The 22,441-nt window shown below is 55.3% G+C and carries 26 protein-coding genes; 18 read left to right on the forward strand and 8 right to left on the reverse strand.

Annotated elements, in window-relative coordinates:
* Positions 1-62: 62 nt before the first annotated feature.
* From fliF to rcsA, 14 genes are all read left to right on the forward strand, one after another.
* On the forward strand, positions 63-1,742 hold the full coding sequence (gene fliF / locus HV340_RS13740; protein WP_063924797.1) for a flagellar basal-body MS-ring/collar protein FliF: 1,680 nt from the start codon (positions 63-65) through the stop codon (positions 1,740-1,742).
* On the forward strand, positions 1,735-2,733 hold the full coding sequence (gene fliG / locus HV340_RS13745; protein WP_014170730.1) for a flagellar motor switch protein FliG: 999 nt from the start codon (positions 1,735-1,737) through the stop codon (positions 2,731-2,733). The genes fliF and fliG overlap by 8 nt, the downstream gene beginning before the upstream one ends.
* Positions 2,726-3,433, forward strand: coding sequence for a flagellar assembly protein FliH (gene fliH, locus HV340_RS13750; RefSeq protein WP_032678466.1), 708 nt, complete (start codon positions 2,726-2,728; stop codon positions 3,431-3,433). Before fliG ends, fliH begins: the two co-directional genes overlap by 8 nt.
* Entirely contained in the window at positions 3,433-4,803 is a 1,371-nt protein-coding gene (fliI, locus tag HV340_RS13755; RefSeq protein ID WP_032678467.1) for a flagellar protein export ATPase FliI, read from the forward strand. Before fliH ends, fliI begins: the two co-directional genes overlap by 1 nt.
* A 21-nt stretch (positions 4,804-4,824) precedes the next feature.
* Positions 4,825-5,268, forward strand: coding sequence for a flagellar export protein FliJ (fliJ, locus tag HV340_RS13760; RefSeq protein ID WP_014170734.1), 444 nt, complete (start codon positions 4,825-4,827; stop codon positions 5,266-5,268).
* On the forward strand, positions 5,265-6,503 hold the full coding sequence (fliK, locus tag HV340_RS13765) for a flagellar hook length control protein FliK (protein WP_063924796.1): 1,239 nt from the start codon (positions 5,265-5,267) through the stop codon (positions 6,501-6,503). Before fliJ ends, fliK begins: the two co-directional genes overlap by 4 nt.
* Before the next feature lie 106 nt (positions 6,504-6,609).
* Positions 6,610-7,080, forward strand: a complete 471-nt coding sequence (gene fliL, locus HV340_RS13770; protein WP_020883336.1) for a flagellar basal body-associated protein FliL — start codon at positions 6,610-6,612, stop codon at positions 7,078-7,080.
* A gap of 4 nt (positions 7,081-7,084) precedes the next feature.
* A complete protein-coding gene (gene fliM / locus HV340_RS13775) occupies positions 7,085-8,089 on the forward strand; it encodes a flagellar motor switch protein FliM (RefSeq protein WP_014170737.1) in 1,005 nt (334 codons plus the stop codon).
* Positions 8,086-8,499 (forward strand): flagellar motor switch protein FliN, encoded by a 414-nt coding sequence (fliN, locus tag HV340_RS13780; RefSeq protein WP_014170738.1) that lies wholly within the window; start codon positions 8,086-8,088, stop codon positions 8,497-8,499. The genes fliM and fliN overlap by 4 nt, the downstream gene beginning before the upstream one ends.
* Before the next feature lie 2 nt (positions 8,500-8,501).
* A complete protein-coding gene (fliO, locus tag HV340_RS13785; protein WP_025203802.1) occupies positions 8,502-8,876 on the forward strand; it encodes a flagellar biosynthetic protein FliO in 375 nt (124 codons plus the stop codon).
* Positions 8,876-9,613 carry a flagellar type III secretion system pore protein FliP gene (fliP, locus tag HV340_RS13790; protein WP_008500316.1) on the forward strand — a complete coding sequence of 246 codons (738 nt, stop codon included), beginning with the start codon at positions 8,876-8,878 and terminating at the stop codon, positions 9,611-9,613. The genes fliO and fliP overlap by 1 nt, the downstream gene beginning before the upstream one ends.
* Positions 9,614-9,622: 9 nt before the next feature.
* Positions 9,623-9,892, forward strand: a complete 270-nt coding sequence (fliQ, locus tag HV340_RS13795) for a flagellar biosynthesis protein FliQ (RefSeq protein ID WP_008500315.1) — start codon at positions 9,623-9,625, stop codon at positions 9,890-9,892.
* Between the two features lie 7 nt (positions 9,893-9,899).
* Positions 9,900-10,685 carry a flagellar biosynthetic protein FliR gene (gene fliR / locus HV340_RS13800; RefSeq protein WP_063924795.1) on the forward strand — a complete coding sequence of 262 codons (786 nt, stop codon included), beginning with the start codon at positions 9,900-9,902 and terminating at the stop codon, positions 10,683-10,685.
* A gap of 294 nt (positions 10,686-10,979) precedes the next feature.
* Positions 10,980-11,603: a transcriptional regulator RcsA gene (gene rcsA / locus HV340_RS13805; protein WP_008500313.1), complete on the forward strand. Its 624-nt coding sequence runs from the start codon at positions 10,980-10,982 to the stop codon at positions 11,601-11,603.
* 104 nt (positions 11,604-11,707) lie between these two features.
* On the opposite strand, the gene dsrB is transcribed toward rcsA, so the two are convergent.
* On the reverse strand, positions 11,708-11,896 hold the full coding sequence (gene dsrB / locus HV340_RS13810) for a protein DsrB (protein ID WP_020883333.1): 189 nt from the start codon (positions 11,894-11,896) through the stop codon (positions 11,708-11,710).
* 129 nt (positions 11,897-12,025) lie between these two features.
* Between dsrB and yodD the strand changes: the two genes are divergently transcribed.
* Both yodD and HV340_RS13820 read left to right on the forward strand, forming a co-directional pair.
* On the forward strand, positions 12,026-12,253 hold the full coding sequence (gene yodD / locus HV340_RS13815; RefSeq protein ID WP_008500310.1) for a YodD family peroxide/acid resistance protein: 228 nt from the start codon (positions 12,026-12,028) through the stop codon (positions 12,251-12,253).
* 302 nt (positions 12,254-12,555) lie between these two features.
* Positions 12,556-13,356 (forward strand): mannosyl-3-phosphoglycerate phosphatase-related protein, encoded by an 801-nt coding sequence (locus tag HV340_RS13820; protein ID WP_032680681.1) that lies wholly within the window; start codon positions 12,556-12,558, stop codon positions 13,354-13,356.
* Here the strand turns inward: HV340_RS13820 and dgcQ are convergent.
* The 3 genes from dgcQ to HV340_RS13835 all read right to left on the reverse strand — a co-directional run bounded on the left by dgcQ (position 13,341) and on the right by HV340_RS13835 (position 16,287).
* Complete coding sequence (gene dgcQ / locus HV340_RS13825; RefSeq protein ID WP_025203799.1) at positions 13,341-15,041, reverse strand: cellulose biosynthesis regulator diguanylate cyclase DgcQ; 1,701 nt, start codon at positions 15,039-15,041, stop codon at positions 13,341-13,343. The two genes, HV340_RS13820 and dgcQ, sit on opposite strands and share 16 nt — an antisense overlap.
* Before the next feature lie 73 nt (positions 15,042-15,114).
* Positions 15,115-15,297 (reverse strand): DUF2158 domain-containing protein, encoded by a 183-nt coding sequence (locus tag HV340_RS13830; protein WP_014170745.1) that lies wholly within the window; start codon positions 15,295-15,297, stop codon positions 15,115-15,117.
* 78 nt (positions 15,298-15,375) lie between these two features.
* Positions 15,376-16,287: a DUF808 domain-containing protein gene (locus tag HV340_RS13835; protein WP_020883330.1), complete on the reverse strand. Its 912-nt coding sequence runs from the start codon at positions 16,285-16,287 to the stop codon at positions 15,376-15,378.
* A gap of 178 nt (positions 16,288-16,465) precedes the next feature.
* Here HV340_RS13835 and yedA point away from each other — a divergent pair, with 178 nt between their 5' ends.
* Positions 16,466-17,380 (forward strand): drug/metabolite exporter YedA, encoded by a 915-nt coding sequence (gene yedA, locus HV340_RS13840; protein WP_020883329.1) that lies wholly within the window; start codon positions 16,466-16,468, stop codon positions 17,378-17,380.
* Here yedA and HV340_RS13845 read toward each other — a convergent pair.
* From HV340_RS13845 to HV340_RS13855, 3 genes are all read right to left on the reverse strand, one after another.
* On the reverse strand, positions 17,352-17,843 hold the full coding sequence (locus HV340_RS13845) for a very short patch repair endonuclease (protein WP_020883328.1): 492 nt from the start codon (positions 17,841-17,843) through the stop codon (positions 17,352-17,354). The genes yedA and HV340_RS13845 overlap by 29 nt on opposite strands.
* Positions 17,824-19,239 (reverse strand): DNA cytosine methyltransferase, encoded by a 1,416-nt coding sequence (locus HV340_RS13850; RefSeq protein WP_275943180.1) that lies wholly within the window; start codon positions 19,237-19,239, stop codon positions 17,824-17,826. Before HV340_RS13850 ends, HV340_RS13845 begins: the two co-directional genes overlap by 20 nt.
* Before the next feature lie 61 nt (positions 19,240-19,300).
* Positions 19,301-20,002: a phosphohydrolase gene (locus HV340_RS13855; protein ID WP_181216552.1), complete on the reverse strand. Its 702-nt coding sequence runs from the start codon at positions 20,000-20,002 to the stop codon at positions 19,301-19,303.
* A 352-nt stretch (positions 20,003-20,354) separates the two neighbouring features.
* Between HV340_RS13855 and ompC the strand changes: the two genes are divergently transcribed.
* Complete coding sequence (gene ompC, locus HV340_RS13860; RefSeq protein ID WP_181216037.1) at positions 20,355-21,521, forward strand: porin OmpC; 1,167 nt, start codon at positions 20,355-20,357, stop codon at positions 21,519-21,521.
* A 56-nt stretch (positions 21,522-21,577) separates the two neighbouring features.
* On the opposite strand, the gene HV340_RS13865 is transcribed toward ompC, so the two are convergent.
* Positions 21,578-22,441 (reverse strand): N-acetylmuramic acid 6-phosphate etherase, encoded by an 864-nt coding sequence (locus HV340_RS13865; RefSeq protein WP_020883324.1) that lies wholly within the window; start codon positions 22,439-22,441, stop codon positions 21,578-21,580.

Here is a 22,441-nt window from a genome sequence, read left to right on the forward strand (position 1 = left end):
CGGGAGTCAGTTTTGTTTCTCTACACGAATAACGTAAACCACCAGGATTTAAGAGGTGCGCAATGAGTGCAACAGCATCGACAGCGCCACAAAATAAATCACTCGAGTGGATGAACCGCCTTCGCGCGAATCCTAAAATCCCGTTGATCGTGGCAGGCGCTGCCGCAATTGCGATCCTTGTAGCGATGGTCTTGTGGGCGAAAAGCCCTGATTACCGCACGCTTTACAGTAACCTTTCCGATCAGGATGGCGGTGCCATCGTCACCCAGCTTACCCAGATGAACATCCCTTATCGCTTTGCGGATAACGGCGGTGCGCTGGAGGTACCGGCTGATAAGGTGCACGAACTTCGTCTGCGCCTGGCGCAACAGGGACTGCCAAAGGGCGGTGCGGTAGGTTTTGAACTGCTGGATCAGGAAAAATTCGGTATCAGCCAGTTCAGCGAGCAGGTGAACTACCAGCGTGCGCTGGAAGGTGAGCTGGCCCGTACGATTGAAACATTGGGTCCGGTGAAGAGTGCCCGTGTGCACCTGGCCATGCCTAAACCCTCCCTGTTTGTCCGCGAGCAGAAATCCCCGTCGGCCTCCGTCACCGTTAACCTCCAGCCTGGCCGTGCAATGGATGAAGGACAAATCAGCGCGGTGACCCATCTGGTCTCCAGCGCCGTTGCCGGTCTCCCGCCGGGTAACGTGACGCTGGTTGATCAAAGTGGTCATCTGCTGACCCAGTCCAATACCGCAGGCCGCGATCTGAATGACGCGCAGCTGAAATATGCCGCGGATGTGGAAGGTCGCGTGCAGCGTCGCATCGAAGCCATCCTTGGCCCGGTCGTCGGTAACAGCAACGTGCATGCGCAGGTTACCGCGCAGATTGACTTCTCTAATAAAGAACAGACCGAAGAGCAATACAGCCCGAATGGCAACCCGGCTCAGGCGGTAATGCGCTCTCGTCAGGTCAATGAAAACGAACAGGTTGGCGGCGCATACCCAGGCGGTGTGCCAGGCGCATTGTCTAACCAGCCAGCACCGGCTAACGCGGCACCAATCTCAACGCCACCGGCTAATCAGCAGAACGGTCAGCAAACGAATCAGCTGACCACATCAACAGCCAGCACCGCCGGTCCGCGTACCAGCAGTCGTAACGAAACCACCAACTACGAAGTGGACCGTACTATCCGCCACACCAAACTGAACGTGGGCGATGTACAGCGTCTGTCGGTTGCGGTGGTGGTGAACTACAAGACACTGGCGGATGGCAAGCCGTTGCCGTTGACCGCCGAGCAGATGAAACAGATTGAAGACCTGACCCGTGAAGCGATGGGTTACTCCGAGAAGCGCGGCGACACGCTCAACGTGGTGAACTCACCGTTCAATTCGGTTGAAGAGTCAGGTGGTGAACTGCCGTTCTGGCAACAGCAGGCGTTTATCGATCAGCTGCTGTCCGCAGGTCGCTGGCTGCTGGTTCTGATTGTCGCGTGGCTGCTGTGGCGTAAGGGCATTCGTCCTCAGCTCCAGCGTCGTGCTGAAGCTGAAAAAGCGGCGCGCGAACAGGTCAGTACCCGTCAGGAAGTGGAAGATGCGGTTGAAGTTCGCCTCAGCAAAGACGAACAGATGCAGCAACGCCGTGCTAACCAGCGTATGGGCGCCGAGGTCATGAGCCAGCGCATTCGCGAAATGTCAGATAACGATCCGCGCGTCGTGGCGCTGGTCATCCGCCAGTGGATGGGTAACGAACATGAGTAACACGCTTTCAGGCACCGATAAAAGCGTCATCCTGCTGATGACCATTGGCGAAGACCGTGCGGCCGAGGTGTTCAAACACCTCTCGCAACGCGAAGTACAGATTCTCAGTGCGGCAATGGCAAACGTACGCCAGATCTCTAACAAACAGCTGACGGAAGTGCTGTCTGAATTTGAGCAGGAAGCCGAACAGTTTGCCGCGCTCAACGTCAACGCCAACGACTATCTGCGCTCCGTGCTGGTCAAGGCGCTGGGCGAAGAGCGTGCTGCCAGCCTGCTGGAAGACATTCTGGAAACGCGCGATACCGCCAGCGGTATCGAGACGCTCAACTTTATGGAGCCGCAGAGTGCCGCCGACCTTATCCGCGACGAGCACCCGCAGATTATCGCCACCATTCTTGTCCACCTCAAACGTGGCCAGGCGGCCGATATTCTGGCGTTGTTCGAAGAGCGCCTGCGTCACGATGTGATGCTGCGTATCGCGACCTTCGGTGGTGTCCAGCCAGCCGCGCTGGCGGAGCTGACCGAAGTGCTGAACAACCTGCTCGATGGCCAGAACCTCAAGCGCAGCAAAATGGGCGGCGTGAGAACGGCGGCAGAGATCATCAACCTGATGAAAACGCAGCAGGAAGAAGCGGTCATTACCGCCGTTCGCGAATTCGACGGCGAGCTGGCACAGAAAATTATCGACGAGATGTTCCTGTTCGAAAACCTGGTCGAAGTGGACGATCGCAGCATCCAGCGCCTCCTCCAGGAAGTGGACTCCGAGTCGCTGCTTATCGCCCTCAAAGGTGCCGAGCAGCCGCTGCGCGAGAAGTTCCTGCGCAACATGTCTCAGCGTGCGGCAGATATCCTGCGCGACGACCTTGCCAACCGTGGCCCGGTCCGTCTGTCTCAGGTGGAAAACGAACAGAAAGCCATCCTGCTTATCGTTCGTCGTCTGGCGGAAACCGGCGAGATGGTGATTGGCAGCGGAGACGACACCTATGTCTAATGAACTGCCGTGGAAGCGCTGGACGCCCGACGATCTGGCGCCTCCCCTGTCAGAGTTTACACCCGCCGTGCTGTCGCCCGAAGAGGGCGACCCGGACGTCGAGCAGCCTGAGCTGAGCGAAGAAGAGCAGCGCGCGCAGATGCTGGCCCAGTTGCAGATGCAGGCCCATGAGCAGGGCTACACGGCTGGCCTGAACGAAGGACGCCAGAAAGGCCACGATCAGGGGTATCAGGAAGGTCTGGCCAAAGGGTTAGAACACGGCATTGAACAGGCGCGCCAGCAACAGGCTCCGCTTCACGCCCGTATGCAGCAGCTGGTCAGCGAGTTTCAGCACACGCTGGATGCGCTAGACAGCGTCATTGCCTCAAGGTTGATGCAGATGGCGCTGGAAGCCGCCCGTCAGGTGATCGGCCACGCGCCGGCGGTGGACAACACCGCGCTGATTAAACAAATTCAGGGTCTGCTTCAGCAGGAGCCGCTGTTCAGTGGGAAACCGCAGCTGCGCGTGCATCCGGACGACCTCCAGCGCGTGGAAGAGAGTCTGGGCGCGACGCTGAGCCTGCACGGCTGGCGTCTGCGCGGCGACCCGTCCTTGCATCACGGAGGCTGCAAGGTCTCTGCCGATGAAGGTGACCTGGATGCCAGCGTTGCGACCCGCTGGCAGGAACTGTGCCGCCTGGCAGCACCGGGAGTCGTCTGATGACTGCACGCCTCACCCGCTGGCTCAACACGCTCGATAATTTTGAAGCGAAGATGACGCAGCTGCCGTCCGTTCGCCGTTACGGACGACTCACGCGGGCCACCGGCCTGGTGCTGGAAGCCACTGGCCTGCAGCTTCCGCTGGGAGCCACCTGCGTGATTGAGCGTCAGGATGGACAAGAGACGCGTGAAGTTGAGAGCGAAGTCGTCGGCTTTAACGGCCAGCGCCTGTTCCTGATGCCCCTTGAAGAAGTTGAAGGCATTCTGCCCGGGGCGCGCGTGTATGCGAAAAACATCAGCGGCGATGGACTGCAAAGCGGGAAACAGCTCCCGCTTGGCCCTGCCCTGCTTGGCCGCGTACTGGACGGAAGCGGTAAACCGCTGGACGGTCTGCCCTCGCCGGACACCACCGAAACCGGCGCGCTGATCACCCAGCCGTTTAACCCCCTTCAGCGTACCGCCATCGAACATGTCCTCGACACCGGCGTGCGCCCGATTAACGCCCTGCTGACCGTAGGCCGCGGGCAGCGTATGGGCCTGTTTGCCGGCTCAGGGGTGGGTAAATCCGTCCTGCTTGGCATGATGGCACGTTACACCCAGGCCGATGTCATCGTCGTGGGTCTGATCGGTGAACGTGGTCGCGAAGTAAAAGACTTTATTGAAAACATTCTCGGTGCAGAAGGCCGTGCCCGCTCGGTGGTCATCGCCGCACCGGCGGATGTCTCACCGTTACTGCGTATGCAGGGTGCTGCGTATGCCACCCGTATCGCGGAAGATTTCCGTGACCGCGGCCAGCACGTGCTGCTGATTATGGACTCCCTGACCCGCTATGCGATGGCGCAGCGTGAAATCGCTCTCGCCATCGGAGAACCTCCGGCGACCAAAGGTTATCCGCCTTCGGTCTTTGCCAAGCTCCCGGCGCTGGTCGAACGTGCAGGAAACGGCATCAGCGGCGGCGGCTCAATCACCGCTTTTTATACGGTTCTGACCGAAGGCGATGACCAGCAGGACCCGATTGCCGACTCCGCGCGTGCGATCCTCGACGGTCATATTGTGTTATCGCGCCGTCTGGCCGAAGCCGGCCACTACCCGGCAATTGATATCGAAGCATCAATCAGCCGTGCAATGACGGCATTGATAACAGAGAAGCACTACGCCCGCGTGCGTAACTTCAAACAACTCCTCTCCAGCTTCCAGCGCAACCGCGATCTGGTGAGCGTGGGGGCGTATGCCAAAGGCAGCGACCCGATGCTCGACAAAGCGATTAGTCTGTGGCCGCAGCTGGAGGCGTTTTTGCAACAAGGTATTTTTGAACGCGCCGACTGGGAAGACTCACTCCAGGCACTGGAGCTGATTTTCCCGCAGGTGTAACACAGGTGGAGGGCGAAGGTCATGGCGCAAAACAGCGCGTTATCAACGCTGAAAGATCTGGCTGAGAAAGAAGTTGATGATGCCGCATTGCAGCTTGGCGCAATGCGACGCGGGTGCCAGCAGGCTGAAGAGCAGTTGAAGATGTTAATCGACTATCAGCATGAATATCGCACCAACCTCAATACCGATATGACACAGGGCATTGGAAGCCAGCGCTGGATTAACTATCAGCAGTTTATTCAGACACTGGAAAAGGCGATTGAACAGCATCGCCAGCAGCTTAACCAGTGGACCCAGAAAGTCGACACCGCGCTGAATTTCTGGCGCGAGAAAAAGCAGCGACTGCAGGCCTGGCAGACCTTACAGGACCGACAGATCGCGGCAACGACCCTGGCGGAAAACCGTCTGGATCAGAAGAAAATGGATGAGTTTGCCCAGCGCGCATCAATGAGGAAACCGGAATGATCACATTGCAACAACTGCTGATGACCGACAGCGACCTGTCGGGCGGCATGCAAACAGGGAAAGGCACCGACGGTGCACAAGACTTTCTTTCTCTGCTGGCAGGCGCCCTGACTGACGCAACAGGCCAGGGCAACGATGCGCCGCTGACGCTGGCTGACCTGAAAGCAGCCGGCAGTAAGCTGTCAAAAGTTGCTCAGGAAGCCGGGGGAGAGAACACCCTGCAGGACAAAATAGCCAACCTGCTCTCGCGTCAGCCAGCCCTGACAGGCGATGAACCGACAGCAGCCACCCCACTGGAAACCCTCGTTTCCGGGCTGGTGCCGGTTTCAAAAGGTGATGCCCTGAAGACCCTGAGCGCGGTGAAAACGCAGGATGACAGCAAAAGCGAGCTGAGCGAAGAAGAGCTGGCAGGGTTGAGCGCGCTGATGGCGATGCTGCCCCACCAGCAGACGGCAACGCCGGTGGCCTCTGGCGCGACAGGTATTGGCGTGACGGCGAAATCAACGCTGAACGCTGCCGCGCTTTCGCAAAATGGTGCAGGTCAACAGTCCATGAGCACCCTGCTGGCGGGCCATGAAAAAGCGCAACAAGCGTCGACTTATCAGGCGCAGGCGCAAAACGCCGATCCGTCTCAACCAGTCAACGCACCGGCGACCCCGATCGTGGCCGCCGCCGCTGAGAAGCAGGATCTCGCCAGTTCACCCTCTTCAACAGCCCCGAGCGCAACGCTTGCGCCCGTCATTTCCAGCAACGTCACCAGCCACGCTGCCGCAACCGTTGCCACGGCACCGATATTGAGCCAGCCGCTGGGAACCCAGGAGTGGCAGCAATCCCTGAGTCAGCACATTACGTTGTTCACGAAACAGGGCCAGCAGACCGCAGAGTTGCGTCTGCACCCGGAAGATCTGGGCCAGGTTCAGATTACCCTGAAACTGGATGATAACCAGGCACAACTGCAAATGGTGTCGGCGCACAGCCACGTGCGTGCGGCCCTGGAAGCTGCACTGCCGGTCCTGCGCACGTCGCTTGCTGAGAGTGGCATTCAGCTCGCGCAAAGCAGTGTCAGCAGCGAGAGCTTTGCCGGACAGCAGCAGTCCTCCTCTCAACAGCAGCAACAGGCTTCACGTTCCGGTAATACCAGCGGTTTTAATGATGAGAGCGATGAGTTACTGCCTGCCCCTGCCGCCCTGCAATCCGCGGCGCGTGGCAACAGTGCCGTAGACATCTTTGCCTAAACGCCAGAGGTAGCGTGATTATCCCCGTCTTTTCCACGCTTTGACGACAGCAGGACACGGGATAATCACCTTATTAAGCTGTACCGAAACAGGAAGCTCGTATCAGATGACTGACTCCGCGATCACCAAAAAAAGCAAGCGTTCCATCTGGATCCCGCTGCTGGTGTTAATCACGCTCGCCGCCTGCGCTACCGCGGGCTATAGTTACTGGCGTATGCAGCAGGAACCTTCTACCGCTGCGGCCAAAGCCGAACCGCCTCCTCCGCCGGCACCGGTATTCTTCCCACTGGATACCTTCACCGTGAATCTGGGTGATGCGGATCGTGTGCTGTATGTGGGTATCACGTTACGCCTGAAAGATGAAGCCACGCGTGCGCGCCTGAATGATTATCTTCCTGAAGTGCGTAGCCGTCTGCTGCTGCTGTTCTCTCGTCAGGACGCCTCAACGCTTGCTACCGATGACGGTAAGCAAAAGCTGGTCGACGCCATTAAACAGACGCTGGCGACCCCGCTGGTAAACGGTCAACCCAAGCAGGAAGTCACTGACGTTCTGTATACAGCCTTCATACTGCGGTAACGACATGGGCGACAGTATTCTTTCTCAGGCAGAAATCGACGCGCTTCTTAACGGCGACAGCGATAAGAACGATGATCCGCAACCGGGTATTGGCGGCGATAGCGATATTCGTCCCTATGATCCCAATACCCAGCGCCGCGTAGTACGTGAACGTCTGCAGGCGCTGGAGATCATTAACGAACGTTTTGCACGTCAGTTCCGTATGGGGCTGTTTAACCTGCTGCGTCGTAGCCCGGATATCACAGTCGGTGCGATCCGCATCCAGCCGTATCATGAGTTTGCCCGCAACCTGCCGGTGCCAACGAACCTTAACCTGATCCACCTGAAACCGCTGCGCGGCACAGGTCTGGTGGTGTTTTCGCCAAGCCTGGTGTTCATTGCGGTGGATAACCTGTTTGGTGGCGACGGGCGTTTCCCGACCAAAGTGGAAGGGCGTGAATTTACCCACACCGAGCAGCGCGTCATCAACCGCATGCTGAAGCTGGCACTGGAATCTTACAGCGACGCGTGGAAAGCGATTAACCCACTGGAAGTGGAGTACGTACGTTCTGAGATGCAGGTGAAATTTACCAATATCACCACCTCCCCGAACGATATCGTCGTGAATACCCCGTTCCATGTGGAGATCGGTAACCTGACCGGTGAGTTCAACATCTGCCTGCCGTTCAGCATGATCGAACCGCTGCGTGAACTGCTGGTCAACCCGCCGCTGGAGAACTCACGCAACGAAGATCAGAACTGGCGTGAAAACCTGGTGCGCCAGGTTCAGCATTCTCAGCTTGAGCTGGTGGCGAGCTTCGCGGATATCCCGCTGCGCTTATCCCAGATCCTGAAATTACAACCCGGCGATGTTTTGCCGATAGAAAAACCCGACCGCATTATTGCCCATGTGGATGGTGTCCCCGTGCTGACAAGTCAGTACGGCACAATTAACGGTCAGTATGCGTTACGCGTTGAGCACTTGATCAACCCGATATTGAATTCGCTGAATGAGGAACAGCCCAAATGAGTGACATGAACAATCCGTCCGATGAAAACAGCGGAGCACTGGACGATCTGTGGGCTGACGCGTTAAACGAGCAAAAAACGACTCCGGCCAAAAGTGCAGCGGATGCTGTGTTCCAGCAGCTCGGCGGCGGCGATGTCAGCGGTACGCTGCAGGATATAGATCTGATTATGGATATCCCGGTTAAGCTGACCGTGGAGCTGGGCCGCACCCGCATGACCATTAAAGAGCTGCTGCGTCTGACGCAGGGTTCCGTGGTGGCCCTTGACGGTCTCGCCGGCGAACCGCTGGATATTCTGATCAACGGTTATCTCATTGCCCAGGGTGAAGTCGTGGTGGTTGCCGATAAATACGGCGTGCGCATCACCGACATTATTACGCCATCTGAACGTATGCGTCGTCTGAGCCGTTAAGCATGAAAACCCAGGCAACAATATCACAGCCCTCTGCCGTTCCCGGCTCTCCGCTGCTCCAGGTGAGTGGCGCGTTGCTCGGTATTATTGCCTTTATTCTTATCGCCGCATGGCTGGCGAAGCGCTTCGGCCTGGCGGGTAAAACCGCCGGTACCCGCGGTCTGAAGGTCAGCGCCAGCACGACACTGGGGCCACGCGAGCGCGTGGTCGTTGTCGATGTGGAAGATGCACGGCTGGTTCTGGGCGTGACTGCCTCCAGCATCAACGTCTTGCATAAACTGCCGCCAGCCCCGGCAACGGGTGACGAGCGCGCAGAAGTCCCTGCGGATTTTCAGTCCGTCATGAAGAGTTTGCTTAAGCGTTCCGGGAGATCCTGATGCGCCGTTTGTTATCCCTTACGCTTGCGGGCGTCGGCCTGTTTGCCCCTGCGGTTTACGCACAACTGCCCGGTCTGGTCTCAACCCCTCTTGCAGGCGGTGGGCAAAGCTGGTCGCTGCCGGTGCAGACGCTGGTTTTCATCACCTCGCTGACGTTTATTCCGGCGATCCTGCTGATGATGACCAGCTTCACCCGAATCATCATCGTCTTTGGTCTGCTGCGCAATGCGCTGGGCACCCCGTCCGCGCCGCCTAACCAGGTACTGCTGGGTCTGGCGCTGTTTTTAACCTTTTTCATTATGTCGCCGGTTATCGACAAGATTTATACCGACGCATACCAGCCGTTTAGCGAAGATAAAATCTCCATGCAGGAAGCGCTCGATAAAGGGGCTCAGCCGCTGCGGGAGTTTATGCTCCGCCAGACCCGGGAAGCAGACCTGGCACTCTTCGCCCGCCTGTCCAATACCGGCGAGCTTCAGGGACCGGAAGCCGTTCCGATGCGTATTCTGCTGCCTGCGTATGTCACCAGTGAGCTGAAAACGGCCTTTCAGATTGGCTTTACCATCTTTATTCCGTTCCTGATTATCGATCTGGTGATCGCCAGCGTTCTGATGGCGCTCGGGATGATGATGGTGCCCCCGGCCACCATTGCCCTGCCCTTTAAGATCATGCTCTTTGTCCTGGTCGATGGCTGGCAACTGCTGGTCAGTTCGCTGGCGCAGAGTTTCTACAGTTAAGGAGCCGTAATGACGCCAGAATCGGTCATGATGATGGGCACGGAAGCGATGAAAATCGCGATAGCCGTTGCCGCGCCGTTACTGCTTGTCGCGCTGGTGACCGGTCTGATTATCAGTATCCTGCAGGCCGCCACGCAGATTAACGAAATGACGCTGTCATTTATCCCAAAAATCATCGCCGTGTTCGTGGCGATTATCGTTGCCGGGCCGTGGATGCTGAACCTGTTGCTGGACTATATGCGCAACCTGTTTACCAATCTGCCGTACATCATCGGCTGACCCGACGATGCTGCACTTCACCAGTGACCAGTGGGTTCAATGGCTTGGCGTCTATTTCTGGCCGATGCTACGTATCCTGGCGCTGATTACAACGGCCCCCATTCTCAGTGAGAAAACGATACCCAAGCGCGTCAAAGTGGGGCTGGGCATCATCATCACCATTATCGTCGCCCCTTCTCTCCCGCCCGTGGATATTCCGATCGTCTCGGCGAAAGCGGTGTGGGTTGCACTGCAACAGGTGATGATTGGCGTGGCCGTAGGCTTTACCATGCAGCTTGCCTTCGCGGCCGTGCGGACCGCCGGCGAACTGATTGGCCTGCAAATGGGTTTATCATTCGCCACGTTTGTGGATCCCGGTAGCCACCTCAACATGCCGGTGCTGGCGCGCATTATCGATCTGCTCGCCATGTTGCTGTTCCTGTCGTTTAACGGCCATCTGTGGCTCATCTCCATGCTGGTGGATACTTTCCATACGCTGCCGATTGGGGAAAACCCGGTGAACAGCAACGCGTTTCTGGCGCTTACGCGTGCGGCCGGGCTTGTTTTCCTGAACGGCCTGATGCTGGCGCTGCCGATCATCACCCTGCTGCTGACCGTGAACCTCGCCTTAGGCTTACTCAACCGAATGGCACCGCAGCTCTCGGTGTTCGTCATTGGTTTTCCGCTGACGCTGACGGTCGGTATTTTATTAATGTCATTACTGATGCCCCTTATCGCCCCCTTCTGTGAGCACTTATTCGGCGAGATATTCAATCTGTTAGCAGATATTGTCAGTGAGCTACCGCGTAAATAATAGCCCTCACAGTTGATATTGTCTTTCTGAGGATATTCCTAAAATAAAACGTGAAAAACATCTTCCAGGATATATCTGACGCGGTTTAATTGTTTCTAACCACCTCACAATACTTAATATTTACTTTACTTTAAGAAGATTCCTGGCAAATTATACGTAACTTTACGGGATAGTGAGTCCGCCTGAAAGTCTTTGTCATGCTCACAGGTTTATTAATTTTTTCCATCCCGTATGGCTGTTATGAGCTCTCAGGCAGATGGTGAATTATCGTTACGCATTGAGTGAGGGTATGCCATGTCAACGATCATTATGGATTTATGCAGCTACACCCGGCTAGGGTTAACCGGGTACCTGGCAAGCAGAGGGGTAAGAAAGAGAGACATCAACGATGCACACACCGTTGACGAACTCGCAGCCGCTTGTGACGAACTTAAACCAGGCGTGGTGTTTATTAATGAGGACTGTTTCATTCACGATCCAGCCAACAGTCAGCACATTAAGCAAATCATTAATCAGCATCCAAAAACCCTGTTTATTGTTTTTATGGCGATCGCGAATATCCATTTCGATGAGTATTTGTTGGTTCGTAAAAATTTATTGATCAGTTCTAAATCGATTAAACCAGAGTCGCTGGATGACATTCTGGGTGATTATTTGAATAAAGAAGTTAAAAATGTAGGAGCGGTTAACTTACCCACCCTATCATTAAGCAGGACTGAATCAAGCATGCTGCGAATGTGGATGGCAGGGCAAGGGACTATTCAGATCTCAGACCAGATGAATATTAAAGCCAAAACCGTTTCGTCACATAAAGGAAATATTAAAAGGAAAATTAAAACGCATAATAAGCAAGTGATCTATCACGTGGTACGCCTCACCGATAATGTGACGAACGGGATTTTCGTCAACATGCGTTAGTCGCTAAAAAAACCCTTTGCACCCTACCTTTGATCTCTGGCCTGGCCAGAGATTTTTGCTTCTGTGGACAGTGTCGGGCGCGCCAGTCGCCACCCGACGCCATGCTATTGCGCTTTCTCTACAAAGATGCCATCCGGGTGTCCCAGTTCGTTAAAAAACCAGATGCCGAGCGGGTAGTCTTCAAGTGATACCAGGTACATCGTGCCTTCACTAAACTCTTCAATTGCCAGTACCACACCCGGGCGGCGTGGCCCACCGTCCGTTTTAACGGTTACCCGATCGTTGACCTTCATACGTTCCTCCTCTGGTTTTGAGCCAGTGTAGAACAAAACGCCTTAACTGGCATCGCTGCCCGGTGTGAATGGCGTTTTTGTGCGCAGTCTATACTTACGGTTGGAGACGGCAAAATGAGGTACCCCGTAATGAAGACCGACAAAGAGTACAGCGACACCATCAAACGCGAGGTTGAGGTGGATGTCGATGCCCTGCTGGCCGCCATCAATGAGATCAGTGAGTCAGAAGTCCGTCGTTCAGACGACAATTCAGACAGGGTCATTGTGAACGGAAGGGATTATCACACCTACCGTGAACTGGCGGAGGCCTTCGAGCTTGATATACACGATTTTAGCGTGTCTGAAGCAAATCGTTAGGACGAAAAAAATCCCGGTCATGGGGATGGCCGGGATCAAAACTTGCTTATGCAAGAAGCACTTGAAAATTCGTTACACCAGGAAATCTGATGTACACAAAACACTATCCTCAACCATTTTGTATGACAAGCATATATTCTCATGGCGAATATAATATTTGGTACATAATAAATTTAGTTATGAGGGACAACATGCGCCGCATGCGGGTTTGGCAGGAGAGATACCCTTTTGCCTCACTTAAGCATTAGGAATTTTTTTAGGAATATTCTTAGGTGGCAGTTTGCCAGTTATCAGGAGTCGTTATGCCTTCACTGCAGGATAGCCTGCTGATCTTTTCCGATCTCGACGGCTCGTTGCTCGATATTCATACGTACGAGTGGCAACCGGCCATGCCCTGGCTGGACACCCTCCAGGATAACCAGGTGCCGGTTATTCTCTGCAGCAGCAAGACCGCGGCAGAAATGCTGGATATCCAGCAGGATCTGGGTCTGGAGGGGTTACCCTTCATAGCTGAGAATGGCGCGGTGATTCAGCCCGACGTGCGCTGGGAGACAGGTCAACGCCACATCAGGGGGATGACGCACCGCGACATTCGCCCGCTGATCGACCAGATTCGCCAGCAGCGGGGCTTTAAATTCACCACCTTTGATGACGTCGACGAACGGGTTATCAGCGAGTGGACGGGGCTGACGCGCTATCGTTCGACCCTCGCGCGCCGACACGAAGCCTCCGTTACGCTCATCTGGCGCGACAGCGATGAAAAAATGGCGCAATTTGACGAGGCGCTGGCGCAGTGTGGCCTGAAATGCCTGCAGGGAGCCCGCTTCTGGCATGTTCTGGATGCTCGCTGCGGTAAAGACGTTGCGGTTGACTGGCTGATTGAGCAGTACCGTGCGCGGGAAGGCATTGTGCCGGTCACCCTGGGGCTCGGCGATGGTCCAAATGATGCCCCGCTGCTGGACAGCGTGGACTACGCCGTGGTGATCAAGGGCATTAACCGGCAGGGCATCACGTTACGTGACGATAACCCCGCCCGGGTGTACCACACGCAACAGCCCGGACCCGCGGGCTGGCAGGAAGGGCTGGATCACTTCTTATCCTGATCGTGCCAGAACACCCGGTTGCGCCCGCACTGCTTGGCCTGATACAACCGGGCATCCGCCACTGACTGCAGCTGTTCGAAATCGTAATTGTCCTTTTCCTGGGCGCTACTTACCCCCAGTGAAGCACTGATACGCACGGTGGTGCTCTTTTTCACCAGGATCTCTTTACTGTTGATGCGTGAGCGAATGCGTTCCGCAATCCCCCTCGCCTCTTCAAGCCCGCTGCCGGGCAGTACCACGCAGAACTCTTCCCCACCCACGCGTCCGGCAACATCATTCTTGCGCAGTGCGCTGCCAATCAGGCCCGCGGCATGGGAAAGCACTTTGTCCCCGGCCTGATGGCCAAAGCGATCGTTAATGCTTTTAAAATGGTCGAGATCGATTTGAATCACAGAGAACGGCAGCGACTGCTGCCGACATTTCTCCGACAGCATTTTGGCACGCTCAAACAGGGCACCACGGTTATTCAGGCGGGTGAGCGGATCGTGCCAGGCCTGCCACTGCAAAGAGTGCTGAAGCGTGTACATATTGCTGACCATCCGACGGATAACCAGCCACGAGATAAGAAGCATGGCGGTGAAGAGTGCCCAGAGCAGCGCCAGCACGATACTGATACTGCCGAAGTCCCCCTTCACGCCTTCATGCAGGGTATGAACGCGTAAAATCACACCATCGAAGTGATCGAGCCGCTCCCAGCTGATAAAGCGGCTTCCGAGGCGGATCCCCCCGCCGGTATCGTTCTCGATTGCGTGTGCTATCTGCGCCGTTTCGCGTTCGTCAAACCGGTTCACCAGGCTCCCGGCCTCTTCTGACGTGGCAATCATATTCAGCCGGGTGTCGTACAGCTGATATTCCCCCTCTGTACGCTCTTGCGTTGCCTCTTCCAGCAGATGTTTCATGGTCTTCAATGAGAAATCCATCGCCACAACGCCATACCAGTAATGGTCAAAATAGATCGGCACGCTGGCCGTGATCATCCGTTCACCACCGGTCCAGGGTGACGGGCTGGAGATAAACCAGCGCACCGCGCGAGCGCGATTGTTACGTTCAGACTGCTGGGTAAACCACGGCTGGGTAACCAGATAGTAATAGCGCTGGCTAATATCACTCGTCTGTTCAGGCGTGTCCGTCGCGAGGTAAAACCCGGCGCGTGACGCATAGATAACCCGCTCTTCACTTTGCCCCACCGAGGACGCCAGTCGGAGTAAATACCCCACTTCGAGGGCGGCAGAAATTTCATTGCTGATACGTTCAGGGTCACGATTCAACAGCGTGGTTTTTTCGACGAACGCATCCGACACGCCGTTAATAGGGAGAGTGCGTTTTTTATCAACGGCGAGCTGCCAGCTGGGGCGCGTGCGAAAGGCGTTAAAGCGTGAAATCGCTTCATACAGGACATCAAAGGCCAGCGGCGTCTGGATGGCATCACGCATGCTTTTGCGGAAAAAAAGCATTTTATCCACGCTGTACTGTAACTGCCGGTCCAGCGAAGTGGCTACCGTTTCCAGATGATTACGCTGGCTGGAGATATACGCATCTTCTAGTACCACCACCTCTCGCCAGGTCAGGAGCGTGGAAAATATCAGTACGATGAGAAAACAGAGATTAACAATCAACCCCGGATTGCTACGCATATGCAGCCATTGCAGAAAAGATCGTCTTACAACAAAGGTCTCGCGCTGCACACACACTCCCTGATTACTGCCCGACGCCGGATACGGAAGGTAAAAACGCCCGGCAAAGCCGGGCGTTATGTCATTAAGCCTTGTCTCGCTTGCGCTGCCCGTCTCCCGGTTGAAGCTCATCTTCACGGAACGCTTCCCGCTTGATGCTATAACCGTCGTGCCACCGGCATTCCACCATACCGCTGGAATACCCGGTGACAATCATACGTGGGCCGCCCTTCTTAGGCTTAACTTCATCACTGACCAAAAAGACCATACCTGCCTCCTGTATCAGGGTGAAACGTTTTCAATTTAGACGAGGAATGATCTTTTTGCACCCCGCAACAGGTAACAATTAGTGCGACGTTCCGCGGATTTTTTCGACCAGTTTTACGGCCCCAACCACGATAATGCCAATGATAAAGCCCAGCACAAGATTAAGCAGCGTGGGCAGAATTGCCGCCACTATGCTGCCCTGCGCCGAGGCGAAATGTTCAATAGCATGGTGCAGCGGCGCGATACCGTGAACCACAATACCGCCTCCGACAAGGAACATCGCCAGCGTGCCAACCACTGACAGGCTCTTCATCAGCCAGGGCGCGGTCACCAGCAGGCTTTTGCCGATACCTTTGGCGATAGCGCTCGATTTTTCTTCCAGCCAGTAGCCGATATCATCCAGCTTAACGATAAGCCCCACCAGCCCGTACACCCCCACCGTGACCAGAATGGCGATCCCTGAGAGGATCAGGACCTGGTTCAGAAGCGGTGCTTCAGAGACAATACCTAACGTAATGGCCACGATCTCCGCCGACAGAATAAAGTCGGTACGAATGGCACCTTTCACCTTATCACGCTCGAAGGTTTTAGGATCCTGCGCGGCCAGCGCCTCAAGACGCTGCTGGCGCATTTCCGGCGTGTCGCTGTTCTTACGTGCGGCGAACGAGTGCAGGATCTTCTCAGCGCCTTCGAAGCATAAAAATGCGCCGCCAATCATCAGCAACGGCGTGATCGCCCATGGGATAAACGCGCTGATCAGCAGCGCAAGCGGCACCAGGATCACCTTATTCAGGAATGAACCCTTCGCTACGCCCCATACCACCGGTAATTCACGGTTGGCCCGAACGCCGCTCACCTGCTGGGCGTTGAGCGATAAATCGTCTCCCAGAACCCCGGCGGTTTTCTTCGCCGCCAGTTTCCCCATCACCGAAATGTCATCCAGTAAGGTGGCAATATCATCCAGTAATGTTAATAAGCTACTTCCTGCCAAAATCTCATTCCTTCTTTTTTTGGTAATTAAGTGAATAGTATGGAGCAAAAGTGTAAACCCGGAAACAGGCACCTCGCGTCAACAAAAAATTCACATCATCTACACAATTAAAGCGCTCGCCAGCCCGATAGTTTTGGCGTTTACTGTCAGCGACCTTTTCATTTTGTCGCGAGGGATTATGCGTTTCCGGCAACTGCTACCGCTCATTGGGGCACTTTTTTCGCTGTATATCATCTGGGGTTCCACCTACTTTGTCATTCGTATCGGCGTGGAGAGCTGGCCGCCGCTCATGATGGCGGGCGTACGCTTTCTCTCGGCGGGCGTGTTACTGATGGCCTTCCTGCTGTTACGGGGCCATAAGCTGCCTCCGCTTCGCCCGATGCTCAATGCCGCCCTGATTGGCCTGCTGCTGCTGGCAATAGGGAATGGGTTTGTGACGGTCGCCGAGCACCAGAACGTGCCGTCCGGAATTGCCGCCGTCGTGGTCGCGACCGTCCCGCTGTTTACGCTGTGCTTTAGCCGTCTTTTCGGCATCCGCACCCGCAAGCTCGAATGGGTAGGGATTGGGATCGGGCTTGCCGGGATCATCCTGCTCAACAGCGGCGGTAACCTGAGCGGAAATCCTTGGGGTGCAGTGATTATCCTGATCGGCTCGATGAGCTGGGCATTTGGGTCGGTATACGGTTCACGAATTGAGCTACCGACCGGCATGATGGCAGGCGCGATTGAGATGCTCGCGGCGGGAATTGTGCTGCTGATTGCCTCAACGCTGACGGGCGAAAAACTGACAGCCATGCCGGACCTTTCGGGCTTCCTGGCCGTGGGTTACCTGGCTCTATTTGGCTCTGTCATCGCCATTAACGCCTATATGTTCTTGATCCGCAATGTCTCGCCGGCGATCGCGACCAGCTACGCTTACGTGAACCCGGTGGTTGCCGTACTGCTGGGCACCAGCTTTGCGGGCGAAACGTTATCTCCGGTGGAATGGCTGGCGCTGGGCGTGATTGTCTTTGCCGTTGTGCTGGTAACGCTGGGGAAATATCTGCTTCCTGCGAAGCCGGTTGTTACGCCGTGTGAGGTGGAGAAACCGTAAGCGGGTGAATACCCTGGGTGTCGATCTGCGCGGCCTGCCCGCCGCCGCAGATCCACTCTTCCAGCCGTTCTGTCAGGTCGGCATCGGTACGTCTTAATCTGCCGCGCAGCGCGCACTCCCAGACAATCAACACCCGCCAGCCCTGCGCGAGAAGCGTGCTAAGGTCACGGTTGTCCCGCGCGACGTTCTTGCCAATCTTCTCCAGCCAGAAATCCGTACGCGTCGCGGGAACCTTAAACAGGTAGCAGTCGTGGTGATGCCAGAAACAGCCGTGGGTAAAGATGATGCATTGATACGCATCGATAACGAAATCCGGACGGCCCGCAAGCGCGGCATCCTGCACGCGGAAATCAAACCCCGCCTCGGTCAGCAGCCCGGCTAGCCGCTTTTCAATGGCGGTATCACGCGTGCCGATGGCACGCATGTTTTTACTGCGCGTCGCCTTATTGTGAACATCCGTCATTGACGGCCTCACTCTCACGTAACGCCACGGCCTGTCTGATGCGGGAGGCCAGCAGTTTTGCCACCGCCGCAAACGCGGGAACGACCACCGAGTTACCAAACTGCCGATAAGCCTGGGTGTCCGACACCGGAATGCGGAAGGTATAACCCTGCGGGGTCTCAAACCCCATCAGCCGAGCGCATTCACGCGGCGTTAAGCGGCGCGGACGGTGACGCTGGTTATCGGGATCGTCAAAATCTTTCTCCCCCAGCGCTTTATCCCAGCCCCGGTCGATCAGGATCTCTGCGCCATCTTTATAGTAGCGAGCGGACAACGTGCGCGTCACACAGTGCGGATCGTTCGGATTAACCATCCCGAAGCCAAAACCGTTGCCTTTGGCCTGGTGTTTTTTCGCATAGCGGTAGAGGTATTTCCACAGCACCGGGGTGAGGATAAATTTCGCGTCGACGACTGGTTCCAGCAGGTCGGCCACGGTTGGGCGACGCGCAGGATATAAAGAGGGAATATCCCGCAGGGTAAAATCCCCCTTCAGGTTGAGGTCGCGGCGAAAACCAACCAGCACAATGCGTTCGCGGTGCTGCGGCAGGAAATGTTTACCGTCGATGATTTTCGGGTCATCCGCGCCCATATGCTGAGCGTCCGCTACGTCATACCCCAGCTCATCGAGCGTTTGCATGATAATGCGGAAGGTCTTCCCGCCGTCATGGCTCTTGAGATTCTTGACGTTCTCCAGCACGAAAATCGCCGGACGACGGGCATCGATAATGCGGACAACATCAAAGAACAGCGTGCCTTGCGTATCGCAGGCAAAACCGTGGGCGCGTCCGAGGGCATTCTTTTTCGACACGCCGGCCAGCGAGAAAGGCTGGCACGGGAAGCCCGCCAGCAGGACATCATGGGCCGGAATTGACTGGCGAATGTGCTCAGCCGCCTCTTCATCACTCACGCCGATTTTGTGGCTCAGCGTAACATCACGGATATCGGCGTTGAAACGGTGTTCATAGGGATCGCAGTACCAGTTGGCTTTGTAGGTACGGACCGCATGTTTGTTCCACTCGCTGGTAAACACACACTGCCCGCCAATGGCCTCAAACCCGTGTCGAATGCCGCCAATGCCGGCAAACAGATCGATAAAACGGAAGGCATAGTTCGGGTGCGCGGCTGAAGGACGCGGAAGCAGGTTTTGCAGATAACGAAACTCGCCCTCACTCAGACGCTGCCCTGCCCGCTCGCTGGTCAGCAGTCTCTTCAGGATTGCCGGGCTCCAGTGGCTCTCACCGTGCGCCACCAGCTGATTCGCCAGCGTTTTAGCATCATAGATATCCAGCAGCTGGCGCAATAAAGCCTGCACCGTTGCCGTTGATTTCTCAGCCTGCTCTGGCGCGGGCTCACTCACTGATCGATTTTCCTGCATTCTTTTAACCGGAGAATAAAGACTGGAAACAGATTACCACAGTTCACTCGCTCAAACTGCGACGGAAGCGGCTCAGCACCTGGGTATCCAGCCCCAGGCAGTCGCCCTGTAATTCGGCACTTAATTTCGCCATAAACTGGATGAGAAAATCGGCGTTGTGTTGCGCAAGTTCGCGCCCCACGTCTGTGTGCATTGTATCAGGCAAGCGCAGCAGCTTGGTCTGAAAATGGTCGAGGGCAAAGGCGCGATCATTAAGGGTGCGCGCGTCGGCAAACGGGTCTTCTGCGTTAAAGAGCGCCACGCCCAGCGCCCCCGATACCGCAAAGACGCGCGCAAGACCAATAGCACCAAGCGCTTCCAGCCGGTCAGCATCCTGAACAATTTTGGCTTCAAGACTGTGCGGCGCGATACCGGCGCTAAAACTGTGCGCTTCAATGGCATGCTCCACGGCTGCATAGCGTTCAGAGGCGAAATCCGGAAAATCGCGACGCAGAATGTCGAGCGTCTTGCTAGCCGCCAGACGTGATGACTGGCTGCGTTGGGGATGGTTTTTCGGCAGGCTGACAATGTCATGGAAATAACAGGCGGTCAGTACCACCAGTGAATCGACCGCCTGGTTCGCCATGATTTTTTGCGCCGTCATCCAGACACGACGAAAGTGCGAAATATCATGCGCAGCGTCGTGGGTCGCGTGGTTTTTATCGAGCCAACGCTCAAAGCGAGACTGCCACTGCGTAAGTTCCATCATCACGTCCTGTTGTTAAAACGGCTACAATAGCAACTTTCCCCGCTGCTATCACGGCTTGTCCTGACAGGGACGCGTGTACCCTGCATTCCCGAGGAAATATATTTAATATCAATTGGAGATATTAAATAATACTGCCGCTAAATACTTAATGATAATTTATTTCTATATATTCTAAACTCTAATTCACCAGAAAAATAAAGCGACAAATAGAAATGTTTTGCAATATTTCTACGATTTTAATTACATTTATTTTTGAACCAAAATGACATTGCGTAGAATAGTATCAATTCTGTAATGACAGAGAGTGATTACATATATTCATATTAATTATCTTTAAAGGGAATATATAATGAAAAGAAAAGTTCTGGCAATTCTCGTACCCGCGCTATTAATGGCTGGCGCAGCACATGCAGCTGAAATGTATAACAAAAACGGCAATAAAGTTGATCTGTACGGTAAGATCGATGCGCGTCATACCTTCTCTGACCACCCTGGGGATGATGGCGATGAAACCTATGTACAAATTGGTTTCAAAGGCGAAACACAAATCACCAACGATGTTATTGGTTATGGCCAGTGGGAATATAAAAGTTACGCCAATAATACCGAAAGTGCCGGTGATACTTCATTTAACCGTCTGGCGTACGCTGGCCTGAAATATGGCGAATACGGTTCGTTCGATTACGGTCGTAATTACGGCGTCGTGTATGATGTTGAAGCCTGGACCGATATGCTGCCCGTATTTGGGGGCGATTCTTATACCTGGACCGACAACTTCATGGTCGGCCGTGCAAACGGTGTGGCGACCTACCGTAATGCCGATTTCTTCGGCCTGGTTGAGGGTCTGAATTTTGCGCTGCAGTATCAGGGGGCAAACGAAGGTCAGGACGCAACAGAAGATCAGGAAGGGACCAAGAACGGTCATAACGACGTGCGTTTCCAGAACGGTGATGGCTTCGGTATGTCCACTAGCTATGATTTCTCCGGCGATCTGTCTGGCCTGACCTTAGGCGCGGCCTACTCCTCTTCTGACCGTACCAATGAGCAGGAAGCGAAGGGTATACAAGACAGCGCACGTTTCGCCGGCGGTAAGACTGCGGAAGTGTGGACCGTTGGCGCGAAATATGATGCCAACAGCGTTTATCTGGCGATAATGTATGCGCAAACCCGTAATATGACGCCATATGGCGATACCGGGATTGCGGATGAGACGCAGAACTTTGAAGCCGTGGCACAATACCAGTTCGACTTCGGCCTGCGTCCGTCCCTGGCATGGGTTTACTCCAAAGGCAAGGACATGACTTATCCTGGCAATGCGGGTAACCCACAGGGCCAGCATGGCGACATGGATCTGGTTAACTATATCGACGTCGGTATGACCTACAGCTTTAACAAAAACTTCTCCACCTATGTTGATTACAAAATCAACATGCTGGACAACGACGAAAGCTTCTACGAAGCAAACGGCATCTCTACAGATGACATCGTTGGCGTAGGTATGACGTACCAGTTCTAACTTCCCACTATGATAAAAGCCCGCATCGCGGGCTTTTTTTATTCAACAGAGAAATGTTACGGAGCTTCCTGCAGTGCCAGGCGAATAAAGCCGTTGTTCTGCGCCAGCAGTTCATGCGCCTTCCAGGCATCCAGCCCTGTCAGCACCATCAGCACCGCTGTTTTGCAGTTATGGTTGCAGCTCTCCAGCGCGGCTTTCGCCGCTGACCGGGTGCATCCCCCCGCTTCCATGACGATGGCAATTTGTCGTTCAGACCATTTGGTGTTGCTGGCGTCCAGATCCACGCGCAGGTTGCTGAACACGCGTCCGGTTCGAACCGCCAGGCCGGTGGTTATCATGGTCAGGATCATTTTTTGTGCGATCCCGGCTTTGGTATTGATATAACCCGCGATCGCGTCCGCGCCAAGCTCCGGGGCAATCACCATGCTCGCCAGCTGCGCGGCTTCACTTTGCGCGTCATCCGTAATAGCCGCGACCGGGGAACCCAACGACCACGCATGGCGCATCGCGCCCCAGACCCACGGTGTTTTGCCGCTGACGGTGACCGCCAGCATCATATCCTGTTCACCAAATTTGATGGCCTGCAGGTCAGCGACACCGCGCTCATAGCTGCCCGCCTCCTCTCCCGCCGTTATGGCGATCACAGGCGTTTTTCCCGGGGCATACTCATCGGCTGCCTGCTGCGCGACACGGCCTGACGGACCGGCGCCAACAATGACCAGACGACCACCGTGACTCAGGGTCGCAGCGGCGTTATCCACCACGCGGGCGATCGTTGTTAAACATGGGGTTATTGCAGCGGAGATGAGGGCATCATCCTGGTGAATGACTTTCAGCATGTCCAGCGTGGACAATCTATCGATATTCATCGTGCTGGCGTGCCGTCTTTCCTTGACCGAACCGGTAAGCGTAATGCTCAT

Origin of the sequence: Enterobacter sp. RHBSTW-00975 (assembly GCF_013615235.1) — a bacterium.
GTDB classification, from domain to species: domain Bacteria; phylum Pseudomonadota; class Gammaproteobacteria; order Enterobacterales; family Enterobacteriaceae; genus Enterobacter; species Enterobacter ludwigii.